This is a genomic window from Thioalkalivibrio sp. ALgr1 (assembly GCF_000378285.1).
In the GTDB taxonomy this organism is placed as follows: Bacteria; Pseudomonadota; Gammaproteobacteria; order Ectothiorhodospirales; family Ectothiorhodospiraceae; genus Thioalkalivibrio.
Map to the genome: position 1 here is coordinate 129,338 of NZ_KB905135.1, position 22,618 is coordinate 151,955.

23 protein-coding genes are annotated in these 22,618 nt (G+C 66.9%); 9 read left to right on the top strand and 14 right to left on the bottom strand.

The features are described 5' to 3' along the window. Positions 1-4: 4 nt before the first annotated feature. The 5 genes from F466_RS0110040 (at position 5) to F466_RS0110060 (ending at position 7,253) form a co-directional block, all read left to right on the top strand. The gene (locus tag F466_RS0110040) at positions 5-1,783 is read left to right on the top strand and encodes a sodium:solute symporter family protein (RefSeq protein WP_018994055.1); all 1,779 of its coding nucleotides are present in this window, start codon (positions 5-7) and stop codon (positions 1,781-1,783) included. 234 nt (positions 1,784-2,017) lie between these two features. Continuing rightward, entirely contained in the window at positions 2,018-3,865 is a 1,848-nt protein-coding gene (locus F466_RS0110045) for a putative nucleotidyltransferase substrate binding domain-containing protein (protein WP_018138479.1), read from the top strand. A 190-nt stretch (positions 3,866-4,055) separates the two neighbouring features. Next, positions 4,056-4,646, top strand: a complete 591-nt coding sequence (locus F466_RS0110050) for an exonuclease domain-containing protein (RefSeq protein WP_018994056.1) — start codon at positions 4,056-4,058, stop codon at positions 4,644-4,646. A 91-nt stretch (positions 4,647-4,737) separates the two neighbouring features. Continuing rightward, positions 4,738-6,696: an acetate--CoA ligase gene (acs, locus tag F466_RS0110055; RefSeq protein ID WP_018994057.1), complete on the top strand. Its 1,959-nt coding sequence runs from the start codon at positions 4,738-4,740 to the stop codon at positions 6,694-6,696. 179 nt (positions 6,697-6,875) lie between these two features. After that, positions 6,876-7,253 (top strand): winged helix-turn-helix domain-containing protein, encoded by a 378-nt coding sequence (locus tag F466_RS0110060; RefSeq protein ID WP_018138476.1) that lies wholly within the window; start codon positions 6,876-6,878, stop codon positions 7,251-7,253. On the opposite strand, the gene F466_RS0110065 is transcribed toward F466_RS0110060, so the two are convergent. Together F466_RS0110065 and F466_RS0110070 are read right to left on the bottom strand one after the other, a co-directional pair. Continuing rightward, positions 7,250-10,585, bottom strand: a complete 3,336-nt coding sequence (locus F466_RS0110065) for a GGDEF domain-containing phosphodiesterase (protein ID WP_018138475.1) — start codon at positions 10,583-10,585, stop codon at positions 7,250-7,252. The two genes, F466_RS0110060 and F466_RS0110065, sit on opposite strands and share 4 nt — an antisense overlap. Before the next feature lie 234 nt (positions 10,586-10,819). Next, the gene (locus F466_RS0110070; RefSeq protein WP_018138474.1) at positions 10,820-11,320 is read right to left on the bottom strand and encodes a DUF302 domain-containing protein; all 501 of its coding nucleotides are present in this window, start codon (positions 11,318-11,320) and stop codon (positions 10,820-10,822) included. A gap of 219 nt (positions 11,321-11,539) precedes the next feature. On the opposite strand from F466_RS0110070, the gene F466_RS0110075 reads away from it, so the two are divergent. Together F466_RS0110075 and F466_RS0110080 are read left to right on the top strand one after the other, a co-directional pair. Further along, the gene (locus tag F466_RS0110075; RefSeq protein WP_018138473.1) at positions 11,540-11,764 is read left to right on the top strand and encodes a hypothetical protein; all 225 of its coding nucleotides are present in this window, start codon (positions 11,540-11,542) and stop codon (positions 11,762-11,764) included. 44 nt (positions 11,765-11,808) lie between these two features. Next, entirely contained in the window at positions 11,809-12,012 is a 204-nt protein-coding gene (locus F466_RS0110080; RefSeq protein ID WP_018138472.1) for a hypothetical protein, read from the top strand. A gap of 45 nt (positions 12,013-12,057) precedes the next feature. Here F466_RS0110080 and F466_RS0110085 read toward each other — a convergent pair whose 3' ends face one another. The 8 genes from F466_RS0110085 to sdhC all read right to left on the bottom strand — a co-directional run bounded on the left by F466_RS0110085 (position 12,058) and on the right by sdhC (position 17,484). Next, positions 12,058-12,393: an STAS domain-containing protein gene (locus tag F466_RS0110085; RefSeq protein WP_018138471.1), complete on the bottom strand. Its 336-nt coding sequence runs from the start codon at positions 12,391-12,393 to the stop codon at positions 12,058-12,060. A 77-nt stretch (positions 12,394-12,470) separates the two neighbouring features. Further along, positions 12,471-12,884: an ATP-binding protein gene (locus F466_RS0110090; RefSeq protein ID WP_018138470.1), complete on the bottom strand. Its 414-nt coding sequence runs from the start codon at positions 12,882-12,884 to the stop codon at positions 12,471-12,473. A gap of 43 nt (positions 12,885-12,927) precedes the next feature. Then, the gene (locus F466_RS0110095; protein WP_018862921.1) at positions 12,928-13,881 is read right to left on the bottom strand and encodes a NifU family protein; all 954 of its coding nucleotides are present in this window, start codon (positions 13,879-13,881) and stop codon (positions 12,928-12,930) included. Next, entirely contained in the window at positions 13,835-14,089 is a 255-nt protein-coding gene (locus F466_RS0110100) for a succinate dehydrogenase assembly factor 2 (protein WP_018175480.1), read from the bottom strand. The genes F466_RS0110095 and F466_RS0110100 overlap by 47 nt, the downstream gene beginning before the upstream one ends. Then, positions 14,089-14,790 carry a succinate dehydrogenase iron-sulfur subunit gene (locus F466_RS0110105; protein ID WP_018138467.1) on the bottom strand — a complete coding sequence of 234 codons (702 nt, stop codon included), beginning with the start codon at positions 14,788-14,790 and terminating at the stop codon, positions 14,089-14,091. Before F466_RS0110105 ends, F466_RS0110100 begins: the two co-directional genes overlap by 1 nt. Before the next feature lie 206 nt (positions 14,791-14,996). Next, positions 14,997-16,772 carry a succinate dehydrogenase flavoprotein subunit gene (sdhA, locus tag F466_RS0110110; RefSeq protein WP_018994058.1) on the bottom strand — a complete coding sequence of 592 codons (1,776 nt, stop codon included), beginning with the start codon at positions 16,770-16,772 and terminating at the stop codon, positions 14,997-14,999. Then, the gene (gene sdhD / locus F466_RS0110115; protein ID WP_018138465.1) at positions 16,769-17,107 is read right to left on the bottom strand and encodes a succinate dehydrogenase, hydrophobic membrane anchor protein; all 339 of its coding nucleotides are present in this window, start codon (positions 17,105-17,107) and stop codon (positions 16,769-16,771) included. The genes sdhA and sdhD overlap by 4 nt, the downstream gene beginning before the upstream one ends. Continuing rightward, a complete protein-coding gene (sdhC, locus tag F466_RS0110120) occupies positions 17,104-17,484 on the bottom strand; it encodes a succinate dehydrogenase, cytochrome b556 subunit (protein ID WP_018138464.1) in 381 nt (126 codons plus the stop codon). The genes sdhD and sdhC overlap by 4 nt, the downstream gene beginning before the upstream one ends. A 188-nt stretch (positions 17,485-17,672) precedes the next feature. Here sdhC and F466_RS0110125 point away from each other — a divergent pair, with 188 nt between their 5' ends. Continuing rightward, on the top strand, positions 17,673-18,719 hold the full coding sequence (locus F466_RS0110125) for a folate-binding protein YgfZ (protein ID WP_018649306.1): 1,047 nt from the start codon (positions 17,673-17,675) through the stop codon (positions 18,717-18,719). A 3-nt stretch (positions 18,720-18,722) separates the two neighbouring features. Then, on the top strand, positions 18,723-18,887 hold the full coding sequence (locus tag F466_RS13740; RefSeq protein WP_018138462.1) for a hypothetical protein: 165 nt from the start codon (positions 18,723-18,725) through the stop codon (positions 18,885-18,887). A gap of 28 nt (positions 18,888-18,915) precedes the next feature. On the opposite strand, the gene ribBA is transcribed toward F466_RS13740, so the two are convergent. The 4 genes from ribBA to nrdR all read right to left on the bottom strand — a co-directional run bounded on the left by ribBA (position 18,916) and on the right by nrdR (position 22,599). Continuing rightward, positions 18,916-20,022 (bottom strand): bifunctional 3,4-dihydroxy-2-butanone-4-phosphate synthase/GTP cyclohydrolase II, encoded by a 1,107-nt coding sequence (gene ribBA / locus F466_RS0110135; protein WP_018138461.1) that lies wholly within the window; start codon positions 20,020-20,022, stop codon positions 18,916-18,918. Positions 20,023-20,049: 27 nt separating this feature from the next. Further along, positions 20,050-20,733: a riboflavin synthase gene (locus F466_RS0110140; RefSeq protein WP_018994059.1), complete on the bottom strand. Its 684-nt coding sequence runs from the start codon at positions 20,731-20,733 to the stop codon at positions 20,050-20,052. Positions 20,734-20,872: 139 nt separating this feature from the next. Further along, positions 20,873-22,048: a bifunctional diaminohydroxyphosphoribosylaminopyrimidine deaminase/5-amino-6-(5-phosphoribosylamino)uracil reductase RibD gene (ribD, locus tag F466_RS0110145; RefSeq protein WP_018138459.1), complete on the bottom strand. Its 1,176-nt coding sequence runs from the start codon at positions 22,046-22,048 to the stop codon at positions 20,873-20,875. Further along, positions 22,048-22,599, bottom strand: a complete 552-nt coding sequence (gene nrdR, locus F466_RS0110150) for a transcriptional regulator NrdR (protein WP_018138458.1) — start codon at positions 22,597-22,599, stop codon at positions 22,048-22,050. Before nrdR ends, ribD begins: the two co-directional genes overlap by 1 nt. Positions 22,600-22,618: the final 19 nt, after the last annotated feature.

Here is a 22,618-nt window from a genome sequence, read left to right on the forward strand (position 1 = left end):
TGTCATGGATCAACAGACTCTAAGCCTGCTCGTGGTCGGGGCGACCTTCGCCCTGTACATCGGCATCGCCATCTGGGCGCGCGCCGGTTCGACCAGCGAGTTCTATGTCGCCGGCCGCGGTGTCAATCCCATCGCCAACGGGATGGCCACCGCTGCGGACTGGATGTCCGCCGCGTCGTTCATCTCCATGGCCGGCCTGATCGCGTTCCTCGGCTTTACCGGGGGCGCCTACCTGATGGGCTGGACCGGCGGCTACGTGCTGATGGCCCTGCTGCTGGCCCCGTACCTGCGCAAGTTCGGCAAGTTCACGGTGCCGGAATTCATCGGTGACCGGTTCTACTCGAAGGTCGCGCGTGTGGTGGCAGTCATCTCGCTGCTCGCGATGTCCATCACCTACGTGATCGGGCAGATGCGTGGTGTGGGGATCGCGTTCTCCAACATCCTTGAAGTGCCGCTGGCCATTGGCCTGGTATCGGGCATGGCGGTGGTGTTCATCTACGCGGTGCTCGGCGGGATGAAGGGGATTACCTACACCCAGATCGCACAGTACGTGATCATGATCTTCGCCTACACGGTGCCCGCGGTCTTCATCTCGCTGACGCTCACCGGCCAGGTGTTCCCGCAGATCGGCCTGGGTTCCACCCTGCAGGGTCAGGACACCTACCTGCTGGAGGCCCTGGACCAGACGATGGTGGATCTTGGCTTCACCATGTACTCGGCCACCGAGGGCGGCATGAGCATGCTCAACATGTTCCTGCTGACGATGGCGCTGATGATCGGTACCGCCGGTCTGCCGCACGTGATCATCCGGTTCTTTACCGTGCCGCGTGTGCGCGATGCGCGTAAGTCCGCCGGCTGGGCGCTGGTCTTCATCGGCATCCTCTACACCACCGCCCCGGCGGTCGGTGCGATGGCGATCTGGAACCTCGTCAACACCGTGCATCCGGGCGAGATCGGCACCGAAGAAGGCCACCTGGCCTACGAGGACAAGCCGGCCTGGATGGAGCGCTGGGAACAGACCGGTCTGCTCGCGTTCGAGGACAAGAACGACGACGGCCGCATCCAGTACTACAACGAGGACAACGAAGAGTTCGCCGCGATGGCGGAAGAGGAATACGGCTGGGAAGGCTCCGAGATCGTGACCCTCGACCGCGACATCATGGTGCTGGCCAACCCCGAGATCGCCGGTCTTCCGGGCTGGGTGATCGCGCTGGTGGCGGCCGGTGGTATCGCGGCGGCCCTGTCGACCGCGGCCGGGCTGTTGCTGGCCATCTCGTCGGCCATCTCGCATGACTTGCTGAAGGGCGTATTCATGCCTCGAATCAGCGAGAAAAACGAGCTGATGGCGGGACGTATCGCCATGGCAGGCGCAATCTTGTTCGCCGGATATCTGGGGTTGAATCCACCGGGCTTTGCGGCCGAGGTGGTAGCACTAGCCTTCGGTCTGGCCGCGGCCTCGCTGTTCCCGACCCTGATGATGGGCATCTTCATGAAGAAGATGAACAAGGAAGGCGCGATCGCCGGCATGCTGGTCGGTCTGGTGACCACCCTGCTGTACATCTTTACCTACAAGGGGTGGTTCTTCTTCTCCGGCACCGCCATGCTCCCGGATACCGAGGAGTACTGGCTGTTCGGCGTGAACCCGACCGGCTTCGGCGCCATTGGTGCGGTGTTCAACTTCGTCGCGGCCTACATCGTGATGAAGCTGACCAAGGAGCCGCCGCAGCATATCCAGGAGCTGGTGGAAAGCGTGCGTGTCCCGCGCACCGACAACCCGAGCTGATGTCGTGCCCGGTCATGCCGGCGGCATGACCGGGCCTCTCGGCCCACCATGAATGGAAATGCATGACGAACGTCCATGCAAGAAAGGGGGATCCGGTTCCCCCGGGGGTCGGCCCGGCGCATGCCGGGTCGGCCTTTTTTCCTTCGGGACAATTCTCCAGTACCCGGCAGAGGCACTGGAGAATTGCTCTGACCCCACCACCCACGCCGCGAACGAAGGTTGCCTGGTACGCACATGAACGGTGAACTGGAAGAGATTCGCGAGTTCCTCGAACGCTGCCCGGAGCTCGCACGACTGCCGTCCGAAACCCGTACCAGCCTCGTTCGGCGCCTGACGCTGCGCTACCTGCGCGAAGACAGCCCGTTCCCGCCCGAAGATGCGCCCCCCGGCGAGTTGTGGATCGTGCGCACCGGGGCCGCCGAACTGTACGACGCCCAGGACCAGCTCCAGGACCGTCTGGGCGAGGGCGACCTGCTCAACACCGCCCACACCGACCACCTGCACGGCCGCATCACCGAGGATGCCCTGATCTACCAGCTCGAGGCCGGTCGTGCCCGCGATCTCGCCGGCCGGGACGAGGCCTTCCGCGAGTTTGTCGATCTCGGCACCGACCGCCTGCGGGCGCCAGCCGCGACCTCGCCGGCGGGCGAGCGCAGCCTGCTGACCACCCCCGTGCGTGCCCTGATGACGCCACGACCCATCATGTCGCCCACCAGCCTCACCCTGCGCGAGGCGGCCCAGCGCATGACCGAGGCGGACATCTCCGCCCTGCTGCTGCACGAGCCCGGAATGGAAGACATCCCCGTGGGCATCCTGACCGACACCGACCTGCGCCATGCCCTGGCCGCCGGCACCGACCCCGGATGCCGCGTGGCCGAATGCATGGCCCGGCCGGTCGCCTCGGTCAGCCGCGACACCCCGGCCTTCGATGCTCTCCTGCGCATGGCGCGGCGGGACATCCACCACCTGCCGGTCACCGATGGCGAGAACGGCCCGCTGGTCGGGATCCTCTCCAGCACCGACCTGATCCGACATCAGGGCACCAGCGCGGTCTACCTGGTACGCGATCTGCGCCGCGCCGACGGCCTCGACGGCCTGCGTGACGTGATGCGCGCCCTGCCCAGCCTTCAGGTGCAACTGGTCGAGGCCGGGGCCGATGCGACCCAGATCGGCCAGACCATCACCACGGTGATCGACACCCTCACGCAGTGCCTGATCGAACAGGCGGAAGAGAAGCTCGGCCCCGCGCCAACCGCCTACGCCTGGCTGGCCAGCGGCAGTCAGGGGCGGCACGAACAGACGGTGCATACCGATCAGGACACGGCGCTGGTTTGCGACGATGCGGCACCCCCCGATGCCGACGCCTGGTTCCAGCGCCTGGCCAACGAGGTCGGCGAAGGCCTGGCAGCCTGCGGCATCCGCCGTTGTCCGGGCGATGTCGACCCAAGCCAGCCCCACTGGCGCCGTTCGACCAGCGACTGGGAGCGCGAGATTCGACGGGTGTTGAGCCACCCCTCACCGCGCGATGCGATGCTCGCCACCCATTACCTCGATCTGCGCGTGATCCATGGCCCGACCCGCCTGTTCGAGCCCATGCGCCACGCGGTCCTGGAACAGGGCTATCGCAGCGAAGCGGTATTGAGCACGCTCGCCGACCAGGCACGGGAGCTGCGCCCGCCGCTCGGATTCTTTCGCCAGTTCGTACTCGAGCGCGGGGGCGAACACGCCGACACCCTGGACCTGAAGATGCGCGGCCTGATGCCGATCGTCGCTCTGGCCCGGGTGTTTGCCCTGCGCGCCGGGTCGGACGCCCGTGGCACGGTCGAGCGACTGCGGGCCGCTCGCCACGCGGGTGTTTTGTCGGAGGGCACAGGCGCCGACCTGATCGACGCCTGGCAGTTCATCGCCACGCTGCGCGCGCGCCTGCAGGCCGAGCAGATCCGGCGCGGGTCCGCCCCCGACAACGCCCTGCCCCCGAACGAGCTGTCCGGGCTGGAGCGCAGCCACCTGAAAAACGCATTTCGTCTGGTGGCCCATGCGCAGAAGGCCGCCCTGGCTCAGGCCGAGCGGGTACACGGGTGACTAGCCCTGTGTGTCGAATTCCTCCCCGGCTTGAGGCCTCCTGATGCCCTGCCCACGGCCGGAGGACACCCCATGGATGCGCCCCATCGGGCACTGGCGTTTTTGCCGGGACCGCCAGCGAGCAGCGCGACACGCCCCGGCAGGGGCCCTGCGGGCCTGCCTGGAGTCACCCCTGCCCTCCGCCCGGCACGTGGTGGCGGGCTGTCGCTTTCTCGCGGTGGATCTCGAAACCACAGGGCTCGACCCGGAGCACGATGCGATCCTGAGCATCGGCTGGGTGGCGATGGACGGTGTACGGATCGACCTGTCGACCGCCGATCAGCGGCTCGTACGCGCGGATTGCCCGGTGCCGGAACAAAGCGCGGTCATCCACCGCATCACCGACCGCGAGGCGGCCGGCGGGACCACCGTGGACAGCGCCCTCGATGCCCTGTTCGAGGCGCTTCAGGGGCGCGTCCTGGTCGCCCATCACGCCGCACTGGAGCTCGGCTTTCTGGAGGAGGCGTGCCATCGCCTGTACGGCGTGCGCCCCCCGCTCCCGGTGGTAGACACCCTGCGCCTGGCCGAGCGCCAGCTGCGCCGTGCAGGACGCCCCATCCCGGCAGATGGCATGCGCCTGCACACCCTGCGCACACGCTACAATCTGCCGCAGTACCGTGCGCACGATGCACTGTTCGACGCGCTGGCCGCGGGCGAGCTGTTCGCCGCCCTGGTCAGCCAGCTTTCCCCGGACGCGCAGGTCCCGCTGGCGCGCGTACTGTTCCGTCCCGGCTGGTTCTGAAAGCACGGATCCCGACGGTCGGCATGCTATCCTCAGCCCCCAAAATGCCACGAATTGATCACGATTCCCGAACTGAATCACGGAGGCCCTGATGAGCGACACCATCGAGTCCACGCTGCACGAGACCCGTCACTTCGCGCCGCCGGCGGAGTTCACGAAGAACGCCCGTCTGAAGCCCGAGGATCTCGAGGCCCTGTACAAGAAGGCCGATGCCGACTACGAGGGCTTCTGGTGCGACCTCGCGCGCGAGAAGATCGACTGGCAGACCGAGTTCACCGAAGGCCTGGACAGCTCGAACGCCCCCCACTACCGCTGGTTCGCCGACGGGCGCATGAACGTGTCCTACAACTGCATCGACCGCCATCTGGAGGTCCGCGGCGACAAGACCGCAATCATCTTCGAGGCGGAGAACGGCGAGACCCGCAACCTGACCTACCGCGACCTCTACAACGAGGTCGGGAAGCTCGCCAACGCGCTCAAGACCATGGATGTGGAAAAGGGCGACCGGGTGATCATCTACATGCCGATGAACGCCGAGGCCGTGATCGCCATGCAGGCCTGCGCCCGCATCGGCGCGATCCACTCGGTGGTCTTCGGGGGCTTCTCCGCCGATGCCCTGCGTGACCGCATCGTCGACTCCGGCGCAAAGCTGGTCATCACGGCGGATGGTGGCGTGCGCGGTGGCAAGACCGTGGCACTCAAGGCCAACGTCGACAAGGCGCTGGACTCCAATCCGGCCGACGTCGAGAAGGTCATCGTCTGCAAGCGGGCCGGCAACGACGTGACCATGCAGGACGAGCGCGACGTCTGGTGGGACGACGCCGTGGACGGCGAGTCGGTGGACTGCGAGCCGGAGTGGGTCGAGTCCGAGCACCCCCTGTTCCTGCTCTATACCTCCGGCTCCACCGGCAAGCCGAAGGGCATCCAGCACTCCAGTGCCGGCTACCTGCTGGGCGCGATCATCACCAACCAGTGGGTGTTCGACCTGCAGGGCGACGACGTCTACTGGTGCACCGCCGATGTCGGCTGGATCACCGGCCATACCTACGTCGCCTACGGCCCGCTGGCGGTCGGCGCGACGCAGGTTGTCTACGAGGGCGTGCCGACCGTCCCCGACGCCGGGCGCTGGTGGAAGATGTGCCAGGACCACGGCGTGACGGTTTTCTATACCGCGCCGACCGCGATCCGCGCGCTAATGAAGGCCGGCGACGATTTCCCTGCCCAGTACGACCTGTCGAAGCTGCGTCTGCTGGGGACGGTCGGCGAGCCGATCAACCCGGAGGCCTGGATGTGGTACTACCGGGTGATCGGCGGCGAACGCTGCCCGGTGGTCGACACCTGGTGGCAGACCGAGACCGGCGCCAACATGATCGCGCCGACCCCCGGCGCTACCACCCTGGTGCCCGGATCCTGCACCCAGGCCCTGCCCGGCGTCGACGCCGATGTCGTCGACGAGAATGGCAACAGCCTGCCGGCCGACCAGGGTGGCTACCTCGTGATCAAGAAGCCGTGGCCCTCGATGCTGCGCACCGTTTGGGGCGACGACCAGCGCTACAAGGACACCTACTGGCCCAAATTTGGCGGCAAGTACTACCTGGCCGGCGACTCCGCCCGCCGCGATTCCGAAGGCAACTTCTGGATCATGGGCCGCATCGACGACGTGCTGAACGTCTCCGGACATCGCCTCGGAACCATGGAGGTCGAATCCGCACTGGTCGCGCACAAGGCCGTGGCCGAGGCCGCCGTGGTCGGACGTCCGCACGACGTGAAGGGCGAGTCCATCGTGGCCTTCGTGATCATGCACGGCGACCGTCCCACGGGCGACAGCGCGGAAAAGCTGGTCAAGGAACTGCGCGACTGGGTGGCCGACCAGATCGGGCCGATCGCCAAGCCGGACGACATCCGCTTTGCCGACGGCCTGCCGAAGACCCGCTCCGGCAAGATCATGCGCCGCCTGCTGCGCTCCATCGCCAAGGGCGAAGAGATCACCTCGGATACCTCCACCCTCGAAAACGAGGCCGTGATCCCGCAGCTCCAGGGCAAGGCCTGAGTCAGGGCCGGGGCCCACCGCCCCGGCCCTGCTTTGATCTTCCTGTAGGAGGCCAGCCCTCTGGCCGATTGGGCGCCGGAAAGGGCCAATCGGCCAGAGGGCTGGCCTCCTACCGTTTGTGCCTTGGCGGCGATCCCCATTCCGGGCACCATATCCGTTCCACCCGGGGCACCCAAGGCATGACGACACACCACTCCGATCACTCGCAAACCCCGCGCCTGCGCGTGCTGCTCGGCGAAGTCACGGCCATGGGTCCGGGCAAGGCCATGCTGCTGGAGGCCATCCGCGAGAAGGGCTCCATCTCGGCCGCGGCACGCAGTGTCGGCATGTCGTACCGGCGTGCCTGGGATCTGGTCGAGACGATGAACCAGAGCTTCCGTGAGCCCATGGTCGAGACGGCCAAGGGAGGCTCAGGTGGTGGCGGCGCACAAGTAACGGAGTTCGGCGAGCGGGTACTGGCGCGCTACCGGGAGATGGAAGCCCGCGCGACAGCGGCCATTCGCGAGGAGCTGGACGACTTCAGCGAATTCCTGACCGACCCAGCCCGCCCGGACTAATACTCTTCCGCCACCAACCCTTCGGCCAGCAACGTGGCAAAGCGCTCGGCGGGTAGCGGGCGGCTGGCCAGATAGCCCTGGTAGTGATCGCAGCCCAGCTCGCGCAGCGCGCCGAGCTGCTCGCGCGTCTCCACCCCCTCTGCCAGCACGCTCAGGCCCAGTCCGTGTCCCAGCGCCACGATCGCCCGCGCAATCGAGCGGTCATCAGCATCGTGCGCACCCGCCGCCAGGCCATCCACGAAGCTCTTGTCGACCTTCAGCGTATCGACCGGGAAGCGCTTGAGCTGGGCCATGGACGAATACCCAGTCCCGAAATCGTCCACCGCGAAGCTCACGCCCCGCTCGCGCAGCCGCTGGAGGATACGCCGGGCGCGTTCGGGGTCGAACATCAGTGCCGATTCCGTAATCTCCAGCTCCAGATACTTGGCCGGATAACCATGCCCCTCCAGCAGATCGGCCACCTGCTGGTCGATCGCCACCCGCTGAAACTGGAGTGCGGAGACATTCACCGCCAGGCGTACAGCCGGATAGCCGGCATCGCGCCAGGCCTGCCCCTGCGCCAGCACGCGCCGCAGCACCCAGTCGCCCAGCTCCACGATCAGGCCAGTCTGCTCCGCCACCGGAATGAAGCGTCCGGGCGATACGGGCCCCAGTTCGGGATCGGTCCAGCGCAGCAGGGCCTCGGCCCCGATCAGCACACCATCACTGACGCGATACTGCGGCTGGTAGTGAACCTCAAGGCTGTCCTGCTCGATCGCGCGCCGCAGCCGCGCATTCAGGTCGATGCGCTCGCGGGCCGCTTCAGTAAAGGCATCCGAGTAGTAGCGATAGCCGCCGCGCCCGTCTTCCTTGGCACGCGACAGCGCCGTACCGGCCTGCTGCAACAGGGTCTCGGCATCCGCCCCGTGGTCCGGGAACACCGCGATACCAATCGTCGCCGCGATCTCGATCTCGACACCATCACCGATATCCGCCGGACGCCCCACTTCGCGAAGGATGTCTTCAGCGACCAGTGCCGCATCATCCACATGGGCCAGGTTGTCCGCCAGCACGGCAAACTCGTCGCTGGCCAGGCGGGCGACCGTGTCGGTCCCCCGCCGCCCCGCCTGGAGACGATCGGCGACAATCTTCAGCAGGCGATCACCCGCGGCATGCCCTCTTGAGTCGTTGATGTCCTTAAAACGGTCAACGTCGATAATCAGTACCGCCAGCAGACCATTACGCCGCCGCATCAGCCCGATCGCCTGTGCCAGTCGAGCACGTAGCAACCGGCGGTTGGGCAGTTCCGTCAGGGGGTCGTGGTGCGCGAGAAAGTCGAGCTCGGCCTCCGAGGCCTTGAGGCGGGAGATATCCGCGAACACGGAGACATAGTGTGTCAGGCGACCCTGGTCATCGCGCACTGCCGTGATGCTTTGCAGCTCGGGGAAGATCTCGCCGGTCTTGCGCCGGTTCCAGATCTCGCCCTGCCAGTGCCCTTCGGTCTCGATCTGACGCCGCATGTTGGCGTAGAAAGCCTGGTCGTGGCGACCCGACTGGAACATCTTGGGCGTGCGCCCCACTACCTCGTCCTGGGTATACCCCATCAACTCGGTGAATGCGCCATTGACCGACAGGATATGGGCGGTGGCGTCGGTAATCACCACGCCCTCGCGGGTGTTCTCGAATACCACCGAGGCCAGCCGTCGGCGCTCCTCCTCCTCGCGCCGCTCGGTGATATCCTCGATGGTTGCGACCACGCGATCCACGGCGCCGTCGGCGGTACGCGTGCACTTCACATCGATGTCGGTGACCAGAACGCGCCCATCCCGGCGCAGCAGTCGCTTCTGGATGCTGTAACTATCCCGCTCGCCGGCCTGCATGGCCGCGTCCAGCGGCGCTTCACAGCCGCGATCCTCGGGCACCGCCAGCCGATCCCAGTCGGTCCGCACCAGTTCCTCTGGCGAGTAGCCCAGCATCTGTGCCAGGAACGGGTTGACCCGCTCCCAGCCCCTGCCGCCCGGATACGAGATCGCCATGCCCAGAAACGGCATGTCGAAGTACAACCGCAGCAGACGGTCCTGCTCGGCATGCGAATGCATCAGCTGCAAGTGATGGCGCAGCCATTGCTGACGCCAAAGCAGACCGCCCCCTGCCAGCACGACCAACCATACAAAGAGTGTGGCCGCCCCCATCCAGATCGCCTGCTGGCGCGGAACGATCGCCAGGGGTGCGACATCTCGCTTGAGGATCAGGTCCCATCCCGGCGCCGACAGTGGCTGTACGCCCGCCAGAAAACCACCATCGGCGTCATCGAACAACGCCACGCGCACACCGTCTCGTTCCTGATCGAGCAGCTCGCTGCGCAAGCGCGCAAAGGCCTCGGGCGGATCGATAATTCGTCCGCCCCCTGCCTCGATCCGCGCGATCGTAGCCCAGCGTGCGTCCTCCCGAGCCACTACATGCGGGTCCACGGTGCCCGCTTCCTCGCCCACGGTCAGGAGCGCCCGCAGCGTCTCGATACCGGAGGACAACACGACTACGGCAACCGCCTCGCCCTCCGGGTCCACGCGGTCCTCGACGGGGACCGCCCAGCTGATACGGGCCTCGCCCCGGGCATTCGCATGCAGATGGGGGGTGCTCACCTCGCCGCTGACCAGGGCCTCCGTCACCGCCTTGTCCACCGCGGCATGGTCCAGCGAGTTGTGCCCCACCTCGACAATCGGGCGCCAGTCGCGGTCAATCAGCGTGATGGCGTCATAGTCGTAGCGCTCGTGCATCAGTTCCAGGCGGTGACGGACCTGTTCCAACGCCAGCGCCGACTGCATCTCGACCGCGGTTCGTGCAAAGACGGAGAAGTCCCGCGCCTCGGCGAGTACCATCGCATCGCCTTCGCGCTCGGCCAGCCAGCGATCCAGCAGCCCGGCTTTCAGGAAGGCAGAGCGGTGCAGTTCCTCTTGCGCCTGCCGCTGGGCCGAGGCGTACTGCACATGGTAGGTCACCAGGGTGGCCCCGATGATCGAGACAATCACGACCAGCACGAGCAATAGCCAGGGCCCGTAGCCGAAACCCCCGGGGCGCAGCGGGCTGGTGACTGCCCCCCCCTCCGGAGGGCGCGCCAGGACCCAGCGGATGGCCAGCAAAAGGGCCATACCCGAGACGATCACGAACCCGAAGCCCTTCCCGAGGTTCGCTACTGTCAGCGCATCGCCGACCTGCCCACCCGACCACCAGGCCACCACCGCATCAGACAATGCAATCCACAGCAGACCCAGCACCGTGTAGGTACCGGCAATCCAGGCTGCAGGGCGCAGGGGGCTGTGTACGCGTTCATTCACGCGCAACCGCCCGTCCACGCCGTACCGCGTGACCTGCGCCAGCTTTCGTCCGGCCCCACCCTGCTCACTCGCATGCCGCTCCCAATGGTCGATCCATGCCGCACTCCGGACAGGCGACATAATCGGTAAGCGATATGCCGCTCGCGCATTATGCCCACAAAAGCGAATGGGGCACGTCCCGGACGTGCCCCATTCGCTGCTTCATCAACCGCGCCCCCGAATTCCGGGTCCGCGGGTCGAGTTGGAGGCGGATTATTCCGCTACAGTCTGCTCGATGATGGCCTCGATCTCGTTGCTGGAGAGTTCCATCACTTCCGCAATCTCGTCCGGCATCATCGGCAGGAAGGCCGGGACGTTCATCCGCGAGATAAAGACATCCCCCTGGCTGTCCTGGTAGATGCTGACGCGGCAGGGCATGAAGGCCGAGACCGGCCGAAACGCGTCTTCCTCGAGAATGCGGGCGCTGTACTCCCCGCTGCAGACGTCGATGATGACTACCGGATCCAGTGTGAAACCACGCTGCGAGAGCACACCGGACATGTAGTTCTTGTTCAGCACGCTCCAGCCGGCGTCTTTCACCTGGGCCTCGAAGGCCTCGACCGTGTCCGGGAAGGACATCGGGCTGGGCGTGACCTTGACCATGTCCGGCTGCTCGCCGCCATGGCTGCCGGCCTGGGCGGCACCGGCGAGCAGCAAACCCGCGAACAGCATCGCGAAAATCGGCAGGAACCGGGCACCGGCGCGTGATGTCATCTTTGTAAGCGTTCTGGTCATTGCAATTCTCCTGGCGTGAATCGGCACAAGCTTGTGATTAGAGGCCGCCCGGAGAGTTCCCGGAGGCTGCGGGGCCATTATTCGGGCACCGGCGCGGGAAGGTATTGACCCAGATCAACGGAATGCGATTCAGACGCGCTCCAGCCCCTGCGGGCAATGCGGACGCGACCCACGAAGCCAGACGACAAGGAGCACGACATGGAGGCCACACTGAAGGACGGGACCCTAACCCTGAAGATCGACAAGAAGACCGCCGAGAGCATCGCGGAGAACATCACCGAGCTTGAGGGCGAGATCAGCAACGGGGCGCGCGCGCTCGGCTCCGTACTGCAGCAGGGCGTCTACGAGCTGGGGAACGAATTCCGCCAGCCGCCACATGCCTTCGACGAGCACGCGCCCAAGCAGCCATCGATCGAGGACTGACGCGAGCCCGCTCGTATACACACGGAACCCGCAAGGAGGACGTTATGCACCTGGAAAAGGCCGAGAACGGCGAACTGCTGATCACGATGCCGGAGGCGGAGGCCTCCGATGCCCTGGCCACGCTGAAAAAGCGCGCCGATGAACTGGACGAATGCGAGGAACTGACCGAAGCCCTCGAAGAGGCCGGGATCCAGCTGCCCGCGCAGCCCGATCACATCCGGCACGAGTACATGCCCCCGGCGGATTAATGATCCGATCTGCCACCCGGCCCGCGAGCGGGCCGGGTTTTCCCATCAGGCGTTGACCTGTTCCACGGCCCCCAGGGGATCGTCACACACCTCGAGGATGGTCAGGAACCCGCTGATCTCGAACACCTCGCGAATCGGATCCCCGATCTCGCACAGCACCAGTCTCCCACCGTTCTGCTTGACCTTCTTCGCGGTCATCAGCATCACGCGAAGGCCCGCGCTGGAGATGTAGTCGACGTCGCCAAAGCGGATGACCAGCGACGGGTGATCTTCCATCCGCTGGAACAGATGGGCTTCGAATTCGGGCGAGGTATTGCTGTCCAGACGGCCGGTCGGACTGACGACCAGCACGCCGTCGATCGTCTCTTCGTTGACTTGCATCGGTGCGCCTTGCCTTTTCGTTTGCGTTGAATAGCGGCCCCGCCCACACGCGCTACACCGCGCGGACGCGACCGGAATCAGACCGGTTGCTTGCGCAGGGTCAGACGATTGACGCCATCGGCGGATCGGTAGTCGATCTCGTCCATCAGCGTCTTCATGAAATGAATCCCCAGCCCGCCGACCTGACGCGACTCGATATCACCGTCGAGCTGGGCCTCGGGGGCATCGGTCAGCGGATTGAAGGCCTGGCCGTCGTCGGTGACCGTAATCGTCAGCCCGTCATCCGCCTTGCGCAGCTCCACCTCGATGGTGTGCTCCGCGCCATCATCGAAGGCGTAGGTGATTAGATTGGTCAGCCACTCGTCCAGCACCAGATTAATCGGGTAGACCGAGGACATCGAGACGCCGGCCTCCTCGCAGAAGGCCTCCACCTGCTCGGCCAGGCGCGGGATCTCCCGCAGTTCAGTCTGGATCCGGAACGCCCGCTGCATCATGCACTCCCTGCCGGCGCTCGACGAGCGAACGCCCGTCGAGTCAAAAGGTATTCGCGACGCTGGCAACCCCCGGCGCGCGCGAGCGCACCAGGCGCTCGACCACGTTCTTCAGATCCAGCGTCGAACGCGGGCAGCCTACACAGGCCCCCTTCAAGCGCACCCGTACGGTGCGCCCGTCGAGCTCCACGAACTCGATATCGCCGCCGTCCTGCATCAGGATGCGCCGTGCCTCCTCGATCGCCGCGCGCACCGCATCTTCGTCGATCGGCCCGTCCGCCGGGACATCGGACGCCTCGCGCTCGGCGAAGGTCTGTGCCCGGTCCAGGCGCAGGGCCAGTTCCGGATCAAGCTCCTCGATCGCGTCCAGTTCGTCCTCACTGTACACATGATCCGGGTCGTCGTTCAGCAGGTGGGAGACGTCCACCATCACCTGTGCCTTGTCGGGTCCCGCCATGGTCGGTCCTCCGCATGATCGCATTCGCGCCAGTATAGCAACGCCCCATGCCCACCCGGCCCGAAGCCGCACGCGCCAACCGGATTCCGGTGTTGCGACTGGCGGCCAGCGCAGGCGGACCCGCAGCCGGCGCAGGTCATCAGGATCCAAGCGCGCGGCATGCAGCCAGAGCCGCCACAGGCGCCCCCCGTCCCGTTCGCGCAGCACCAGCAGGACCATCCCGGCCAGGACCCGGCTGTCGGGCAACAACTCCACCCAGGTTACCTGTTCCTGGCGAAGGCCCTCGCGGGTCGCGACCCAGGTATCCCCCTCCGGCGTCTGCCCCAGCCAGGCCCAGTCCGGTGCCGCATCGCGACGCTGCCACCACCAGCCGACGGCCGCCAGGCCCCAGACGGGCAGCAGCATCCACAACGGGCTGTAGACCAGCACAAAACCGGAGACGGCGAGGACCAGCAGGATTTGCCCGGCCTGCGCGAGCCGCGGCAGGACGGGGTCAGGGTGCAGTCTCAGCCGCAGCGGCGGCGCGGATCGCCGGGACAAGCCGCGCTATCCCGTCATCCACCGTGGTCTGGCGACCCATGACCACATCCAGTAGCACATTGTCGGGGTAGTCGAGCAGGCGCTCGAAGGCATCGCGACCCTCCTGGTCCAGTTGCGCATATCCCTGCGCAAGAAACTGCCCGAGCAGCCAGTCGTTCTCCAGCATGCCGCGGCGGCAACGCCAGCGGGTGCGGCTGTCGGGTTCCATCACAGCGACTTCTTGAGCATGGTGCGGCGGATATCGCCGATCGCCCGGCTCGGGTTCAGGCCCTTCGGGCAGACCTGCGTGCAGTTCATGATGGTGTGGCAGCGGTAGAGCTTCCAGGCATCGTCCAGCTCAGCCAGGCGGTGATCGGTGGCCTCGTCGCGGCTGTCCTGGATGAAGCGCGCGGCCTGCAGCAGTGCGGCCGGGCCGAGGAACTTGTCCGGGTTCCACCAGTACGACGGGCAGGCGGCGGAACAGCAGCCGCACAGGATGCACTCGTACAGGCCGTCCAGCTGGTCACGATCCTCCGGGCTCTGCTTGCGCTCGACTTCGGGCTCCGGGCTGTCGTTGACCAGCCAGGGCTCGGCTCTTCGGTACTGCTCCCAGAAGTTGCCCATGTCCACGATCAGGTCGCGGATCACCGGCATCCCCGGGAACGGACGCAGCGTGACCGGCCCCTCCAGATCCGCCAGTGGCGTGATGCAGGCCAGGCCGTTCATGCCGTTAATGTTCATGCCGTCGGAGCCGCAGACCCCGTGCTGGCAGGAGCGGCGAAAGCCCAGCGAGTCATCCTGCTCCTTCAGCAACAGCAGGGCATCCAGCAACATCATCCCCGGCTCGATCTGGTCGTCGGGCAGGGTGAAGCGCTGCATCTTCGGCAGCGTGTCCGTCTCCGGGTTGAAGCGGTAGATCGAGAATTCCAATCGTCTCTCCTGTCAGCGTTGCTACAGGTTGTCTATTGCGATCCAGTCCCCTGAAATCGCCGCCTCCTGATCTCATACGGTCCGTGGTGCGCGGGATGTGTCAATCCCTGCGAAATGCACCGAACGTGGTCCGATCAGGCGCCTGTTGATGCGATTCGCTAAGCTCATCGCATCCTGCGAGGCTTCCCTTCAAGCAGCACCGGCCGTCAATACACCCGCTCCTTCGGCGGGAACGAGGCCACGGTGTTCGGCTGGGTGCGCACCGGCTTGTAGTCGAGGCTGTCGTCGGCCAGCGAGTACAGGCTGTGCTTGAGCCAGTGCTGGTCGTCGCGCTCGGGGAAGTCAATGCGCGAATGCGCCCCGCGGCTCTCCTCGCGTCCCAGCGCGGAGCGGATGGTCGCGATCGCGCAGTCCATCAGGTTCTCCAGCTCCATCGCCTCCACCCGCGCGGTGTTGAAGGTGGCCGAGTGGTCCGCGATCACCGCGTGGTTCAAGCGCTCGCGCAGCGCGCGGACCTTCTCCACCCCCTCGCGCATCACCTCGTCGCTGCGGAACACCGAGCAGTGGTCCTCCATCACCTTGCGCAGTTCGCGCTTGAGCGGTTCGACCTGCTCGGCGGAGCCGTCGCCCGGGTCCTTGCGGTCCCAGCGCGTGAGCCGCGCCATCGCCTGCTCCACCGCCGTCTCGTCCAGCGGCCGGTGATAGCGGTTCTCGCCCAGGTACTCGAGGATGTGATTGGCCGCCGCACGCCCGAATACGAGGATATCCAGCAGCGAGTTGCCGCCCAGGCGGTTGGCCCCGTGCACCGAGACACAGGCGGCCTCGCCGGCCGCGTACAGCCCCGGAACCGGGTCCTCCGGGGTGTCCTTAACCGGCGCCACCACCTGGCCGAAGCGGTTGGTCGGGATCCCGCCCATGCTGTAGTGGCAGGTGGGGAACACCGGGATCGGGGCCTCGATCGGGTCCACCCCGAGGAAGGTCATGCTGGTCTCGCGGATGCCCGGCAGACGCTGCATGATCGTGTCCGAGCCCAGGTGGCGCAGATCCAGCAGCACATGGTCGGCATTGCGCCCGCAGCCCCGGCCCTCGCGCACCTCGGTGGCGATGGAACGGCTGACCACGTCGCGCGAGGCCAGGTCCTTCGCCCGCGGGGCATAGCGCTCCATGAAGCGCTCACCCTCGGAGTTGATCAGGAACCCGCCCTCGCCGCGCGCGCCCTCGGTAATCAGCATCCCGCGCCCGGCGATCCCGGTCGGATGGAACTGCACGAACTCCATGTCCTCCAGCGGCACCCCGGCGCGCAGCGCCATCGCCATGCCGTCGCCGGTGTTGATCAGGGCGTTGGTGGTCGTGCGGAACAGCTGCCCCGCCCCGCCGGTGGCGATCAGCGTGGTCTTGGCCTCGATCACGATCGGCTCGCCGGTCAGGATCTCGAAGGCCAGCACACCGAGCACGAAGCCCTGCTCGTCGCGCAGCAGGTCCACCGCGAAGTACTCGTCAAAAAAGTGCGTGCGCGCGCGCAGGTTCTGCTGGTACAGCGAGTGCAGGATCGCGTGCCCGGTACGGTCGGCCGCCGCACAGGTGCGCGCCGCCTGGTCCTGACCGAAGTTCTGGCTCTGCCCGCCGAAGGCGCGCTGGTAGATGTTGCCGTTGTCCAGACGCGAGAACGGCACGCCGAAGTGGTCCAGCTCGTAGACCACCTTGGGCGCCGCGCGGCACATGTACTCGATCGCATCCTGGTCGCCCAGGTAGTCCGAGCCCTTCACGGTGTCGAACATGTGCCAGTGCCAGGAGTCCGGCAGCACGTTGGCCAGCGCGGCGTTTACCCCGCCCTGCGCGGCGACGGTGTGCGAACGCGTGGGAAACACCTTGGAGACCACCGCGACCTTGGCATCGCCGTTGGACAGCTGCAGCGCGGCGCGCAGGCCCGCGCCACCGGCGCCGATGATGAGCGCGTCGAATTTGCGCCGGGTCAGATTCATGCAAGCCCCGTTCGAATCAGGAGGTAGAGGGCCCACAGGCCCAGAAGGATGAGCGCGCCCGCGCCGAGGGTCAGCACGGTCAGGCGCAGCGCCAGCGGCTTCACGTAGTCGAGCACGACATCGCGCAGCCCGATCCACGCATGCAGCAGCAGGAGCACGACAAACAGTGCACTGCCCAGCGCCACCACCGGGTGCGCGATCACCGCCACCCAGGCCGCGTGATCGGCCGGCGGGGCGATCAGGAAATAGCCCAGGGCTGCGATCACGAACAGCCCCACGTAGACCGCGGTGATCCGCTGCAGCAGCCAGGCGCCCTGCCCCGACAGCAGCCTCACAGGATCAGCCCCAGCCAGACGGCGAGCGTGGCGAAGATTGCGGCGTACAGGGCATCACGCGCGGTGCGCAGCGAGCCGGCCCGGTCCTCCCCGATGCCGAACTCCATCAGCAGATAACGAATCCCCGCGAACAGGTGATGCAGCAGCCACCACAGGCCGATCAGCAGCAGCGCCAGCCCGACCGGGTGCCGGATGATCGCGGCCACCTGCGCAAAGCCCTCCGGGCTCGCCAGCGAGCGATCCAGCAGCCACAACAGCACGGGGATGGCGAGAATCAGGAGAATCCCGGTAATACGGTGCAGGATGGAAACTACGGCATTCAGCGGTAGGCGGATCTTGCGCAGATCCAGGAAAACGGGCCGTGCCGGAGAACTCATGCCACCCCCAAAACCGGATGATGAAAAATGTCGGGCTGACACCCTGCAAGAGGTTCGTCTACTATCGACCCGCTTGGTTCAGCCGGTCGCCCGACCTGTGTTGAGCTTACCACCTCAATCCGCCGCCGTGGGTCCCCAAGGCCACCAGCCGAACGGACACACGACGCGCTGCCACGGGAGAGTTTTCGATGCGCGAAGACTGGAAGAATCACCTGATCGACGCCGGGGCCGAGTTCGAGGACGACGACCTCCTGCACTACGGAAACCCCGAACGCGAACGCCGCATGGCCATCAATGGCGAGGTGATCTGCGACCTGTCCCACCGGGGCCTGCTGGAGGTCCGCGGCGAGGACGCGACCGAGTTCCTGCAGGGCCAGTTCGGCAACGACATCACCCAGGTCGATGCCAGCCACAGCCAGATTTCCAGCTACTCCAGCCCCAAAGGGCGCGCCTACGCGGTGTTTCGCGTGCTGCGCACCGCGGACAGCTACCTCCTGGAGATGCCGGCTGACCGCATCGAGACCATCGCCAAGCGGTTGCGGATGTTCGTGCTGCGGGCCCATGTGGTGATCGAGCGCGCCGACGACTCGCGCATCCACTTCGGGTTTTCCGGCCCCGACGCCGAAACCGAACTGAACAACGCACTGGGCGCCCGCCCCGCGAACGTGGACGACGTGGTCGAGAAAGACGGCGTGACCATCGTGCGCGTGCCCGGGGTGCACCCGCGTTACGAGCTGTTCGGCGAGCTCGAACCGATGCGCACCGCCTGGGACAAGCTGAACGTGCGCTCGGGCCCGGTGGGGCCGCGCGAGTGGGCACTTCTCGACATCCTCGCCGGGATGCCGACCGTGGTCGAGGCGACCAGCGAGATGTTCGTGCCGCAGATGCTGAACCTGCACGCGCTGGGGGCGATCAACTTCGAGAAGGGCTGCTACCCGGGACAGGAGGTGGTGGCCCGGATGCACTACCTCGGCAAGCTGAAGCGGCGCATGTTCCGCCTGGCAATCCCCGCCTCGGAGCTGCCGCAGCCGGGCTCACCGGTATTTCGCGCCGGAGGCAACCCGGAGCAGTCGGACGGCGAGATCGTGGCCGCGGAACTGCACCCGGACGGCCTCTACTCGGCCCTGGCGGTGGTGCAGGTGGCGGCGGCCGAAGGCGAGCTGCACTGGGGGGCACCGGATGGCCCGCGGGCGGAGGTCGTCGACCTGCCCTACGCGGTACCGGAAGGAGCCTGAGCCATGCGATTCCTGTTCTTCTTTTTTGTCCTGATCCTGCTCGCGCTGTGGGCGGCCTTCTTCAGCCGCCCCAACAACCCGACGCTGTCCAATTGGCTGTACGTGCTGTCCGGGGTCCTCGCCGTGCTATTCCTGATCGGCTACCTGCGCCTGGACGGGGTGATATAGCGCAGACGAGCACGAGGAGTGCCCTGCGCTACTCGTGAATGTAGTCGACGACCTCGAGCCCGAAACCGCCCAGGCCATGGAAGCGCTTGGGCGCGGACATCAGCTTCATGCGGCCCACGCCGCAGTCCGCCAGGATCTGCGCGCCGATGCCGTACATGCGCCACTCGGCCGAATTCTCGCGCCCGCCACGCTCCTCCTGCGGCGGCTGCCCGAGCTGTTCCAGGCGCTGCGCCAGGGCCTCGGCGCTCTCGTGCTTGCGCAGCACCACCACGACGCCCTCGCCCGCCTCGTCGATGCGGCGCAGGGCATCGTCCAGCGGCCAGCCACGATCCGGGCCGGCATAGCCCAGCGTGTCATGCAGCGTGTTTTCCAGGTGCACGCGCACCAGGGTGCCCTGCTCCGGCTTCGGCTCGCCGCGCACCAGCGCAAAGTGTAGCTGGTGGTCGACCTCGTCCTGGAATGACAGCAGGCGGAATTCGCCGTGCGCGGTCGGGAACGGGCGCTCCGAGACGCGCTGAACGGTCTTTTCGTTCTCGATGCGGTAGCGGATCAGGTCCTCGATCGTGCCCATCTTCAGGTCGTGTTCGGCACAGAAGCGCTCGAGGTCCGGGCGCCGCGCCATCGTACCGTCCTCGTTGAGGATCTCCACGATCACCGCGGCCGGCTCGGCCCCGGCCAGGCGCGCGAGGTCGCAACCGGCCTCGGTATGGCCGGCGCGCACGATCACCCCGCCCGGCTGCGCCATCAGCGGAAAGACATGCCCCGGCTGGACGATGTCACCCGGCTGCGCGTTGGGCGCCACGGCCGTGCGGATGGTGTGCGCGCGGTCATAGGCGGAAATACCCGTAGTCACGCCCTCGGCGGCCTCGATGGACAGCGTGAAGTTGGTGCCGTGCACATCGTTGGTGTCGGTCACCATCAGCGGCAGTGCGAGCTGCTTGCAGCGCTCGCGGGTCAGCGTCAGGCAGATCAGCCCGCGGCCGTACTTGGCCATGAAGTTGATGTCCTCGGGGCGCACATGCGAGGCGAGCATCAGCAGATCGCCCTCGTTCTCGCGGTCCTCGTCGTCGACGATGACCACCATGCGTCCGGCCTGCAGTTCCTCGAGGATGGTTTCGGTATTGGAAAATTCCATGCGTGCCTTCGGTCGGGGGCCGTGCGCTCAGTCGCGCGGCCCGGAATGATTGGGGAAGCCCTGTTCGGCCAGCCAGGCCTCGGACAGATCACCCGCGCCCACGCCCGGCTCCGCCGCGCGCTCGCCCAGCATCAGGCGCTCGAGGTAGCGCGCGATCAGGTCCACCTCCAGGTTCACCGGCGTGCCCACCGCGTAGACAGAGAAGCGGGTCAGCGACCAGGTGTGGGGGATAATGTTGACCTCGAACTCGGCCCCGTCGACGCGGTTCACGGTCAGGCTGGTGCCGTCGATGGTGATCGAGCCCTTCGCCGCGATATAGCGTGCCAGCGCGGCGGGGGCACGAAAGCGCACGCGGGTCGAGCGTGCGTCCGGCTCCATCGCGACCACCTCGCCCACGCCATCGACATGGCCCGAGACCATGTGGCCGCCGAGGCGGTCGCCCAGGGCCAGGGCCCGCTCCAGGTTGGCCCGGTCGCCCGGCCCCAGCCCGCCCAGCGTGGTCACGTTCAGGGACTCGCGCGAGACATCGGCGGCAAAGCCCGCGCCCGTCAGGTCGGTCACGGTCAGACACACGCCGTTGACCGCGATGGAGTCGCCCAGGCGTGTGTCCGACAGGTCCATCCCGGGGGCATTCACATGCAGGCGCACGTCGCCGCCGCTGGGCGTCAGGCGATCCAGGCTGCCAAGGGTCTCGATGATTCCGGTGAACATGGGCCTTGCTTCGGTTACAGGCCGCCCCGGGAAGGGACGCCGCGAGCCGCCCATCTTAGGGAAACGCGAAGGCGTTCGCACCACACGATGGAGGACGTATGGATTTAGCACCCCGACAAGGCGCAGGACGATCGGACCATCAGGAGCGCGGACGGGCTCGCAGGCGCAGGCTGTCACCGACCCAGCGGCTCTCGAGGATCTCCAGCTCCGCGCGTTCGTCCATGCGCGCCAGCGGCCACTCCACCAGCGGACGGGCACTCGAGCCCAGCAGCAACGGCGCCTGGTACAACAGCCACTCGTCCACCCAGCCCCCGCGGGCCAGGGCGCCGGCCAGACCGGGGCCGGACTCGACATGCAGTTCGTTTACCTCGGCGCGTGCCAGCTCCACCAGCACCTCGCCGAGGTCCAGTCCGCCCTCGGGCGAGTCGCTGGCCAGCGCGATCGGCCGCACATCCGCGCCATGCCCGCGCAACGTATCCGCGACCGGCGAACGCGCGGCATCCGGCCCGGTCAGGACCCACACAGGCCCGCTCTTCAGGATCTGGGCGCCGGGGGGCGTGCGCAGCCGGGCATCCAGGATCACCCTGAGCGGCTGCCGGGTGGGCAGATCCGAGTAGTGCGGGTCATCAGGAAAACCGGCCTGGGCAGCCAGCTGATGCGGTTTCATGCGCACGGTCAGGCGCGGGTCGTCGGCCACCACGGTACCGCTGCCGGTCAGAATCGCCCCGGCGCGCGCCCGCCACAGCTGTACGTCGCGACGCGCGGCCTCGCCGGTAATCCAGCGGGACTCGCCCGAGGCCATCGCCGTGCGCCCGTCCAGGCTCGCCGCGAGCTTGATCCGGACCCAGGGACGTCCTTGCTCCATGCGCTGGACAAAGCCCGGGTTCAGTGCCCGGGCCTCGGCCTCGAGTACGCCGGTTTCGACCTCGATCCCGGCCGCGCGCAGCGCCTCCATGCCGCCACCACAGACCCGCGGGTTCGGGTCCTGCATCGCAATCACGGCCCGGGCCACGCCGGCCTGGATCAGCGCCTCGGTACAGGGAGGAGTGCGACCGTGGTGACTGCACGGCTCGAGCGTCACGTAGACAGTGGCCCCGCGCGCGGCTTCGCCGGCCGCGTGCAGGGCGTTCACCTCGGCGTGCGGCTCGCCGGCACACCAGTGCAGCCCCTCTCCGACGACCTCGCCATCGCGCACCAGCACACAGCCCACCCGAGGATTGGGATCGGCACTGAAGCGGCCATAGTCGGCCAGCTCCAGCGCCCGCGCCATGTGACGCCGATCCTCCACCGCCTGTTCGTGTCCCGGCTGTGCCATCAACTGCCCTCCTGCGAATCCCCCGGTGCGGCGGCATCCGTGTCGGCGAGTCCCTCATCGATCAGGCGCAGCTGTGAACGGCGCATCTCCGGCGTCAGGTCATCCTCGAGCCGCTCGATGGCCTCGCGGAAGGACTGCACACTGGCAAAGCTCAGATAGATGGAGGCAAAACGGATATAGGCCACATGGTCCAGGGCATGCAAGGCTGCCAGGACCATTTCGCCAATACGGTCGGACTTGACCTCGGGGGCCGCCAGGGACGCGAGCTGGCGCTTGATGTCGTCGATCACGCGCTCGACATCCTCGGTCTTCACCGGGCGCTTGTGCAACGCCCGGCGCAGACCACTGCGCAACTTGTCTTCGTCGAAGGCAACGCGCTCGCCGGAGCGCTTGACCACCCGCGGCAGGCTAAACTCCGCCCGCTCGAAGGTGGTGAAGCGCGCCCGGCACTCGCGGCACTCGCGCCGACGCCGGATCTGCTCCTGCTCCGGACCGGCCACCCGCGAGTCGACCACGCGGGTGTCCTGAGCGCCACAGGCCGGGCAGCGCATGGCGGGCCGCCGCTACGCC

Excerpts from the sequence above, each read along its gene's own strand:
- F466_RS0110040 (WP_018994055.1), top strand. The coding sequence starts at position 5 with ATGGATCAACAGACTCTAAGCCTGCTCGTGGTCGGGGCGACCTTCGCC.
- F466_RS0110045 (WP_018138479.1), top strand. The coding sequence starts at position 2,018 with ATGAACGGTGAACTGGAAGAGATTCGCGAGTTCCTCGAACGCTGCCCG.
- acs (WP_018994057.1), top strand. The coding sequence starts at position 4,738 with ATGAGCGACACCATCGAGTCCACGCTGCACGAGACCCGTCACTTCGCG.
- F466_RS0110060 (WP_018138476.1), top strand. The coding sequence starts at position 6,876 with ATGACGACACACCACTCCGATCACTCGCAAACCCCGCGCCTGCGCGTG.
- F466_RS0110070 (WP_018138474.1), bottom strand. The coding sequence starts at position 11,320 with ATGACATCACGCGCCGGTGCCCGGTTCCTGCCGATTTTCGCGATGCTG.
- F466_RS0110075 (WP_018138473.1), top strand. The coding sequence starts at position 11,540 with ATGGAGGCCACACTGAAGGACGGGACCCTAACCCTGAAGATCGACAAG.
- F466_RS0110080 (WP_018138472.1), top strand. The coding sequence starts at position 11,809 with ATGCACCTGGAAAAGGCCGAGAACGGCGAACTGCTGATCACGATGCCG.
- F466_RS0110085 (WP_018138471.1), bottom strand. The coding sequence starts at position 12,393 with ATGCAAGTCAACGAAGAGACGATCGACGGCGTGCTGGTCGTCAGTCCG.
- F466_RS0110090 (WP_018138470.1), bottom strand. The coding sequence starts at position 12,884 with ATGCAGCGGGCGTTCCGGATCCAGACTGAACTGCGGGAGATCCCGCGC.
- F466_RS0110100 (WP_018175480.1), bottom strand. The coding sequence starts at position 14,089 with ATGGAACCCGACAGCCGCACCCGCTGGCGTTGCCGCCGCGGCATGCTG.
- sdhA (WP_018994058.1), bottom strand. The coding sequence starts at position 16,772 with ATGAATCTGACCCGGCGCAAATTCGACGCGCTCATCATCGGCGCCGGT.
- sdhC (WP_018138464.1), bottom strand. The coding sequence starts at position 17,484 with ATGAGTTCTCCGGCACGGCCCGTTTTCCTGGATCTGCGCAAGATCCGC.
- F466_RS0110125 (WP_018649306.1), top strand. The coding sequence starts at position 17,673 with ATGCGCGAAGACTGGAAGAATCACCTGATCGACGCCGGGGCCGAGTTC.
- F466_RS13740 (WP_018138462.1), top strand. The coding sequence starts at position 18,723 with ATGCGATTCCTGTTCTTCTTTTTTGTCCTGATCCTGCTCGCGCTGTGG.
- ribBA (WP_018138461.1), bottom strand. The coding sequence starts at position 20,022 with ATGGAATTTTCCAATACCGAAACCATCCTCGAGGAACTGCAGGCCGGA.
- F466_RS0110140 (WP_018994059.1), bottom strand. The coding sequence starts at position 20,733 with ATGTTCACCGGAATCATCGAGACCCTTGGCAGCCTGGATCGCCTGACG.
- ribD (WP_018138459.1), bottom strand. The coding sequence starts at position 22,048 with ATGGCACAGCCGGGACACGAACAGGCGGTGGAGGATCGGCGTCACATG.
- nrdR (WP_018138458.1), bottom strand. The coding sequence starts at position 22,599 with ATGCGCTGCCCGGCCTGTGGCGCTCAGGACACCCGCGTGGTCGACTCG.